A 7002-nucleotide genomic window follows, 5' to 3' on the forward strand; every position below is an offset into this window, starting at 1 on the left:
ATTTTACACAACTCTCGAATACGTCAAAGGGTACCTCGATAATTTTACGCAAGATCTCTAATTGTCAACGAACGCACAACGCTTTTAACACAAATCGTATTTGCGTAAAATTAAACCAAAAATTCAACTAATATAGAAGAATAAAAGCCTACTCCGACCAAAGTCACAGATCCAACCCAAAATCTTGCATGTGTATACACAAAAAAAGAGATTTGTACGATTCTATCGCACAAATCTCTTTTATTATTTTAATTATACGCGTTGTACTTTACCAGATTTTAACGCTCTAGCTGAAACCCAAACACGTTTAGGTTTGCCATCTACTAAAATTCTTACTTTGTGTAAGTTAGCACCAAAAGTTCTTTTACTTGCGTTTAGTGCGTGAGAACGGTTGTTACCTGATCTAGCACGACGACCTGTAACGTAACATACTTTAGCCATTCGTCCCACCCCTTCATTGTTTTTAATTGATAATTCTTATCTGCGAATACTATAATATAATACATGAATATCGTTTAAAACACAATAACAAATATCATATCGTTGTATTTAATCATGCGGATTTGAACAGGGGTTGTCAAATAGTGTGTTTAAATCTATAATAAAATGATGAATTAGGAGTGAGTTTATGTCACTAAAAATTAATAATGAACTTGGCACGATTGAAGTGTCTACAGATGTAATCGCAAATATCGCTGGTGGCGTCGTAAGTGAAAGTTACGGCGTTGTTGGTATGGCATCGAAAACATTTAGAGATGGCTTTGCGGAATTACTTGGTAAAGAGAACTACGCACGCGGTGTCGTCGTAGATAATGAAAACGAAAATTTAAAAATTGATTTATATATTATTGTACTTTACGGTGTGAAGATTTCCGAAGTTGCATCGAACGTACAAACGACAGTTAAGTATACGTTAGAAAAAACATTAGGACTAAAAATTGATTCTGTGAATATTCATGTTCAAGGTGTCAGAATCATTGATTCGGATGAGTAGTTAGGGAGGATTTTTAAAAATGAATAAAATAGATGGACAACTCTTTCGCAAGATGATTTTAAATGGTGCGAAAAATTTAAAAAAGCATGCGGAATATGTTGATTCACTGAATGTCTTCCCAGTACCGGATGGAGACACAGGAACGAATATGAAGTTATCGATCGTATCGGGTGCTTCTGAAGTAGAAAACTTAACGAGCAACCACGTCGGTGAAGTTGGGAAACACTTCTCTAAAGGGTTATTAATGGGCGCAAGAGGAAACTCAGGCGTTATTTTATCTCAATTATTTAGAGGATTTTCTAAACACGTCGAAGAGTTAGCAGAAATCGATCATCATGCATTTAGTGAAGCATTCCAAGCAGGTGTGAAAACTGCATATAAAGCAGTTATGAAACCTGTTGAAGGTACGATTTTAACAGTTGCTAAAGACTCAGGCGCTAAAGCAGAAGAAGTCGCTAAAAACGAAACAGATATCGTTAAAATTATGGAAGCTGTTTTAGAAGAAGCGAAAGAATCTTTAAAACGTACACCAGATCTATTACCAGTTCTAAAAGAAGTGGGCGTTGTCGACTCAGGTGGACAAGGACTTGTATATGTTTATGAAGGATTTTTAAAAGCGTTAAAAGGTGAAGACGTAGAAGAGACGTCAAGCACTTCAGGAGAGCCTGTCAATACAGAAGAGTTCGTAAACGATGAACACGAATTTGATGAGTTTATGTCAGTCGACGATATCGAATTCGGTTTTTGTACAGAATTCATGGTACGTTTCGGAAAAGATAAAAAACCATTCGAAGAAACATCATTTAGAAACGACATGGATAAGTTCGGTGACTCATTACTCGTTATTAACGATGATGAAATCGTAAAAGTTCACGTACACACAGACCATCCAGGTGAAGCACTATCATACGGTGCAGAGTACGGTGAAATCATTAAGATTAAAATCGAAAACATGCGCGAACAGTTTAGAGCATTAGAAGCTAAACGTGAAGCGAAAAAGAAAAAAGAAAAAATTAAAACGGCAATTATCGCAGTATCAAGTGGAGAAGGTATTGATACCCTCCTTAAGAGTATCGGTGTTACACACTTAATTAGCGGTGGTCAAACGATGAACCCATCAACTGAAGACATCGTCAATATTATTAAAGATGACGACGTCGAAGAAGTTATCATCATGCCGAACAATAAAAATATCATCATGGCAGCAGAACAAGCAGCTGAACTATTAGATGTCGAGGCTGTCGTTATTCCGACACGTTCGATTCCTGAATGTGTGTCTGCAATGTTTACGTTTAATGGAGAAGCAAGTCTCGAAGAAAACAAAGAGACGATGATCGACGCTATGAACCAAGTGAAAACAGGTCAAGTGACGTATGCAGTAAGAGATACGAAAATCGATGACGTTGAAATTAAAAAAGACGAACATATGGGTATCGTCGATGGGAAAATTATCTCATGTAATAAAGACGTCAAAGTTACACTCGAAAACTTACTTGAAACAATGATCGATGACGATTCAGAAATCGTAACGATCTTTACAGGTGAAGGAAACGATGAAGCACTCGTTGAAGCACTCGCTGAACAGTTTGAAGAATCGCATGACGTTGAATTTGAAATTCACGACGGTAAACAACCGGTATACAGTTATTTAATTTCTGTAGAGTAATCAATATAGCCACATCGATATTATCGATGTGGTTTTTTAATAAGAGGTGAAATTATGAAATATAATAGTGTATTTGATATTATTGGGCCAGTGATGATTGGTCCATCAAGTTCTCATACGGCTGGATCAGTTAAAATTGGACAAACAGCACGTAATCTATTTAAACAACAACCAGACAAAGTAGACATTTACTTATACGGTTCATTTAAAGAAACATATAAAGGTCATAAAACAGACGTCGCATTAATCGGAGGAGTGCTCGGGTTTAGTACTGAAGATTCAAGAATTAAAAACGCTTACGAAGAAGCCGAAAAAGCAAATATGCACGTCAAAATCATAGAGATGCCAGAAGAAAAGAGTCACCCGAATACAGCTATTCTCCACTTATTTAAAGGAGACGACACGTTAATGGTTGAAGCTGTGTCAATTGGTGGTGGGATGATTCAAGTCGTCTCTATTAACGACTATCCGATTTCTTTATCTGGTAATTTACATTCGCTACTCGTATTTCATAAAGATAGCTTCGGGACGATTGCGAACGTTACAAGTATTTTAAAAGATGAAGCACTCAACATTGGAACGATGAACGTATCGCGTAAAGAAGTCGGTCAAACTGCGCTTATGACGATAGAAATCGATTCAAAATGTGATGAATCGACAGTGAAGAGAATTGAACAAGTAGAAGGTGTCGAGCGTGTCATAGAATTAAAAGGAAAAGAGGCGTAATAGATGCAAGAGTTTAATAGTATTAACCAACTGATTTCTAGATCAGAAACTGAACAAAAATCAATCGCAGATATTATGATCGCTCAAGAAATGGAAACATCAGGACTATCCTATGACGATATTTATAAGCAGATGGAATACAACTTAGACACGATGGAAAATGCAGTAAAAGAAGGGCTTGAAGGTGTAGAAAGTACGACTGGTCTAACAGGCGGAGATGCAGTAAAAATGAGACGCTATATCGAATCGGGTCGCGGGTTAAGTGGAGATTTAACACTACACGCGATTATGAACGCTGTTTCTACAAATGAAGTGAACGCTGCGATGGGGCAAATTTGTGCAACACCAACTGCAGGGTCTGCGGGTGTCGTTCCAGGTGTATTATTTGCGATGAAAGAAAAATATCCAGAAACAACGCGTGAAGAGATGGTAAAGTTTCTATTTACAGCAGGTGCATTTGGAATGGTCGTCGCGAACAATGCGAGTATTTCAGGTGCTGCAGGTGGATGCCAAGCAGAAGTCGGGAGTGCGTCAGCAATGGCAGCTGCAGCAGTCACTGAAATGGCTGGTGGCACGCCAGAAATGTGTGCACATGCGTTTTCTATCGCACTTAAAAATATGCTCGGTCTTGTCTGTGACCCAGTCGCAGGTCTCGTTGAAGTACCGTGCGTTAAACGTAATGCAGCTGGTGCATCTAACGCACTAACAGCAGCAGATATGGCACTCGCTGGAATAGAATCTAGAATCCCAGCAGACGAAGTCGTCGAAGCGATGTTTAAAATCGGATTAACGATGCCATCACACTTACGTGAAACAGGTCGCGGAGGACTCGCAGCAACTCCTACAGGCGAACGACTGAAAAAAGAGTTAATCGGGTCATAATATGACAGAGCTATATGAAGTGATCACGCCATCTGCTTCTATCGGAACGTTAAAAGGTGTCGGTAAAAAGACCGAAGAAAAATTAAATAGTATTGGTATTCATACGGTGAATGATGTAGTTTTTCATCTGCCGAATTCGTACGTTGACCAAAATCCGACAGACGTGAATTCCGTAAAGTTAGAAGAAGTCATTACAGTGAGTGGTGTCGTAAAAACGGAGCCGACGGTGACGTATTTACGAAAAGGGTTAAACCGGATGAGTTTTCATATGGAAACGAACAACGTCTACATAAAAGTGACGTTTTTTAATCAGGCGTATTTAAAAAAACAAATCGAAGTCGGAGATACGATAAACGTCCACGGTAAATTTAATAAACCAAAACAAGAGATGTCAGGTAGAAGTATTATAAAACCGAACGGCGATACGATGGATATGCGCTATGCGTTAAATAAAGTGATGAATAATAAGACGTTTGGTAATATCGTAAAAGAAGTGTTTCGAACACATATTTTTAATCAAGATTTACCGGAGTATTTAATCAAAAAATATAAACTGATGCCGATTAAACAAACGCTGTATCATCTCCATTTTCCGGATAATATGGATGAACTTCAAAATGCGAGACGTACGATGAAGTTTTATGAACTGTTTATGTTCCAAGTAAAAATCATCGAAAAGCGTAAGCAAGAACGCGTGCCACAAAAAGAATCAATTATAAAATATGATATTGATAAGCTGAAGCGGTTTATCGGTACGTTACCGTTTGAATTGACGAAAGATCAAAAGACAAGTGTGAACGACATTTGTAGAGATTTACTTAGTGAATTTAATATGCACCGTCTGCTGCAAGGGGACGTCGGAAGCGGTAAGACAATCGTCGCTGGAATTTCGGTTTATGCGCTTAAAACTGCTCTTAAACAAAGTGCAATTATGGTGCCGACTGAAGTGCTTGCAAATCAGCATTATGAAAGTTTAGTCGAATCGTTTAACGATGAGCTTACAATCGAGTTATTAACAGGGACGACGACACCGAGTGAAAAACGTCGTATAAAAGAAGCATTAAAAAATGGAGACATCGATTTAATTATCGGGACGCATGCACTTTTTGAAGATGACGTCGTGTTTAAAGATTTAGGGCTCGTCATTATCGACGAACAGCATCGCTTCGGAGTAAATCAGCGAGAGAAATTAATTAAAAAAGCCAAAAGTCGAAACGTATTATATATGACAGCAACACCAATCCCAAGAACGCTATCGATCACAGCATTCGGAGATATGGACGTCTCTCTTATAAAGACGATGCCTGCCGGTAGGTTGCCGATCAAAACATTTTGGAAAAAAGAAAAAGAAATCGACGAAGTACTCGCGTTTATCAAAAAAGAAATGGATGCTGGACGTAATATTTACGTCGTCGCGCCGTTAATCGAAGAATCAGAAGTACTCGATTTAATGACGACTGAAGAAGTGTATCATATGTTTAGAGAAACGTTCGGTGAAGATAAAGTCGAGCTCGTCCATGGGCGTATGAAAACTGAGGAGAAAGCGAAAGCAATGGCGCGCTTTGAATCGCTTGAAACACCGATACTCGTATCAACGACGGTCATTGAAGTTGGTATCAACGTTAAAAATGCGACAGTGATGACGATTTTTAACGCAGAGCGATTTGGTTTATCAACGTTACATCAACTTCGAGGTCGTGTAGGTAGAAATGATTTACAAAGTTATTGTATATTAATAAGTGAAGGTAAAACTGAGCAAGCACAAATGCGCATGAATATTATGACAGAAACGACAGATGGATTTGTCCTTTCTGAAAGAGATTTAGAGATGCGCGGGCCGGGAGACTTTTTTGGTGTGAGACAAAGTGGGCTCCCAGAATTTAAAGTTGCAGATCTCGTACACGACTATAGAATATTAGAAGTTGCGAGAAGTGAAGCCATTAAACTATTTAAGGAGCAGTGATATGAGATCATTTACTAGAATTTTAGGTGTACTACTTATCATGACGGCACTTGTCTTATTCTTCTGGCAAGATATCCGTGCATTTTTCACAGATATCGTAAACGATAGAATCATCGAAGCCTACGAGAACGGTGATGACAACGTCAATGTAAATATATTAGAAAAGTTTATTACTGGAATTGAGCCCGGGGACAAACAAGGGGTTAAAATTAAAGACGATATGGCAGGGATTATCAAAATTGAATCTGCCGGAATTTCAGAGCCAATTTATTACGGAGAATTAACTGAAGAAAAACTTAGAAACGGCGTCAGTATGTTAGAGTCAACAGATAGTCTCGACATGCAGAACGTGCCGATCGCTGGCCACCGAGTAGAAGGCGCCGGGATACGATTTAACTATATCGACCGAGCAGAAAAAGGTGACACGATAGAAATTATAACCCGAGACGGTAAACGAGAATACGAAATTACCGACATCTTTGAAGTCACACCAGACCGCGTCGATATACTACAACAATCAGAAGGCGACCCGCAAATATTAACACTCATCACGTGTGAAGACTACAACCCAGATACGTTACTATTTGAAAAGCGACTCATCGTCCAAGCAGAAATCAAAAGTGATTCGTAAGAATCACTTTTTTTTGTTTTTGCTGGTTGCTTGGTCGTGTTATTTTACGCGTAATGGAATACGCGAGTAGTTTTTCATCGGAAAATTCGGGAGGAGAAGCGGTTTTTCGGTCAAGTCTTAAATATTGTGTAAAATAAAAA

General features: G+C 38.6%; 7 protein-coding genes. 6 read left to right on the forward strand and 1 reads right to left on the reverse strand.

What is annotated here, in order from left to right; translation table 11 throughout:
* Nucleotides 1-252 precede the first annotated feature (252 nt).
* Entirely contained in the window at nt 253-441 is a 189-nt protein-coding gene (gene rpmB, locus HMPREF2767_RS02080) for a 50S ribosomal protein L28 (protein ID WP_040929210.1), read from the reverse strand.
* A 187-nt stretch (nt 442-628) separates the two neighbouring features.
* Between rpmB and HMPREF2767_RS02085 the strand changes: the two genes are divergently transcribed.
* From HMPREF2767_RS02085 to HMPREF2767_RS02110, 6 genes are read left to right on the forward strand one after another with little or no spacing between them, the layout of a single operon-like run.
* Entirely contained in the window at nt 629-994 is a 366-nt protein-coding gene (locus HMPREF2767_RS02085) for an Asp23/Gls24 family envelope stress response protein (protein WP_070622455.1), read from the forward strand.
* A gap of 19 nt (nt 995-1013) precedes the next feature.
* A complete protein-coding gene (locus tag HMPREF2767_RS02090) occupies nt 1014-2660 on the forward strand; it encodes a DAK2 domain-containing protein (RefSeq protein ID WP_070622456.1) in 1647 nt (548 codons plus the stop codon).
* A gap of 54 nt (nt 2661-2714) precedes the next feature.
* Complete coding sequence (gene sdaAB, locus HMPREF2767_RS02095) at nt 2715-3386, forward strand: L-serine ammonia-lyase, iron-sulfur-dependent subunit beta (RefSeq protein ID WP_068128824.1); 672 nt, start codon at nt 2715-2717, stop codon at nt 3384-3386.
* A 3-nt stretch (nt 3387-3389) separates the two neighbouring features.
* Nucleotides 3390-4268, forward strand: a complete 879-nt coding sequence (gene sdaAA, locus HMPREF2767_RS02100) for an L-serine ammonia-lyase, iron-sulfur-dependent, subunit alpha (RefSeq protein ID WP_040929206.1) — start codon at nt 3390-3392, stop codon at nt 4266-4268.
* Between the two features lies 1 nt (nt 4269).
* Nucleotides 4270-6231, forward strand: coding sequence for an ATP-dependent DNA helicase RecG (recG, locus tag HMPREF2767_RS02105; RefSeq protein WP_070622457.1), 1962 nt, complete (start codon nt 4270-4272; stop codon nt 6229-6231).
* A gap of 1 nt (nt 6232) precedes the next feature.
* The gene (locus HMPREF2767_RS02110; protein WP_040929204.1) at nt 6233-6862 is read left to right on the forward strand and encodes a sortase; all 630 of its coding nucleotides are present in this window, start codon (nt 6233-6235) and stop codon (nt 6860-6862) included.
* The last annotated feature ends 140 nt before the right edge of the window (nt 6863-7002 follow it).

Origin of the sequence: Nosocomiicoccus sp. HMSC067E10 (assembly GCF_001810835.1) — a bacterium.
In the GTDB taxonomy this organism is placed as follows: domain Bacteria; phylum Bacillota; class Bacilli; order Staphylococcales; family Salinicoccaceae; genus Nosocomiicoccus; species Nosocomiicoccus ampullae_A.

What these genes read in the sequence shown, in the direction of transcription:
- rpmB (WP_040929210.1), bottom strand. Translation starts at nt 441, where the DNA reads ATGGCTAAAGTATGTTACGTTACAGGTCGTCGTGCTAGATCAGGTAAC.
- HMPREF2767_RS02085 (WP_070622455.1), top strand. Translation starts at nt 629, where the DNA reads ATGTCACTAAAAATTAATAATGAACTTGGCACGATTGAAGTGTCTACA.
- HMPREF2767_RS02090 (WP_070622456.1), top strand. Translation starts at nt 1,014, where the DNA reads ATGAATAAAATAGATGGACAACTCTTTCGCAAGATGATTTTAAATGGT.
- sdaAB (WP_068128824.1), top strand. Translation starts at nt 2,715, where the DNA reads ATGAAATATAATAGTGTATTTGATATTATTGGGCCAGTGATGATTGGT.
- sdaAA (WP_040929206.1), top strand. Translation starts at nt 3,390, where the DNA reads ATGCAAGAGTTTAATAGTATTAACCAACTGATTTCTAGATCAGAAACT.
- recG (WP_070622457.1), top strand. Translation starts at nt 4,270, where the DNA reads ATGACAGAGCTATATGAAGTGATCACGCCATCTGCTTCTATCGGAACG.
- HMPREF2767_RS02110 (WP_040929204.1), top strand. Translation starts at nt 6,233, where the DNA reads ATGAGATCATTTACTAGAATTTTAGGTGTACTACTTATCATGACGGCA.